This window comes from Capnocytophaga sp. oral taxon 326 str. F0382, assembly GCF_000318295.1.
GTDB classification, from domain to species: domain Bacteria; phylum Bacteroidota; class Bacteroidia; order Flavobacteriales; family Flavobacteriaceae; genus Capnocytophaga; species Capnocytophaga periodontitidis.
This window is the reverse complement of record NZ_KB291453.1, coordinates 1-882: the sequence shown is the minus strand read 5'-3', so window position 1 is coordinate 882 and position 882 is coordinate 1. Positions and strand designations below refer to the sequence as shown.

General features: G+C 40.0%; 1 protein-coding gene. It reads right to left on the bottom strand.

Going from position 1 to position 882, the window contains the following annotated elements; all coding sequences use genetic code 11:
• Nucleotides 1–882 (bottom strand): hypothetical protein (locus tag HMPREF9073_RS16055; protein ID WP_009414061.1); only part of this gene is annotated, 882 nt, incomplete at both ends.

The following is an 882-nucleotide window of genomic DNA, read 5'->3' as shown; positions in this document are numbered from 1 at the left end:
CTCCCGTTTGTAACTCTAATGGTTCTGGAGAGGTAATTTCAGCTGTAAAATTAGCTGTACAACCTGTTGAGTTTACTGTAAGTTGTAATACATACAATACTCCTATAGGTGTTCCGTGCAACTGAGTAAAGGTAGCGTTGTGTGTTCCTGCACTGCTTGGTGTAGGCGTAAATGGAACAGCTAAGCCTGTAGTACGATCGGTAGCGCTTAGGATACGGAATGTATAACTATCGCTATCGGTAGGCATTGCTACTTCTATAACCCCCGTACCCGTAGCAGTGAGTCCTAAATTACATTTTTCGTGGTAAGGTTGTACCACTAAATCATCGATATTAGGCCATATAGGAACAGGAAGAATTACTTCTTTTACTATAGGACAATTTATTGTTTCGGTATCGTAAATAGTGATGCGGTAAGTACCTTCATCGGCAGGTGCTGGAATTGTAATGGTAGTAGTTCCTGCTGACAAAACTTGGTTTTGAGCAATGATTTGTCCAGCAGAGCTACCATTATCTATATGTTCTAAAGTATAACTATAGGTACCTGTTCCTCCAGCTACTGTTACACTGATTGCTGCAGTAGGTGATGCACAAGTTTTAAGTTTGCTGAGTGTAGCTGAAGCGGTAATAATAGCTGTAGTACTGAAAGTAGCTGTAGTCACACAGGCATTTACATCTTTTACAGTAATGGTGTGTGTTATTATAGGATCTACTTCTACCTCAAACGCTTGGTTCGCTATTGTCCAAGCAATCACTTTTTCAGCACTGCCATCTAAGCTATAGTAATGAGCTCCTTGACCTATCTTATCAAGAGTTACTTTCACTGGGACTTTACCATTAAGGTTGTTATATGCTTGACAAGCCAAAGTAGTTACAGTTACAA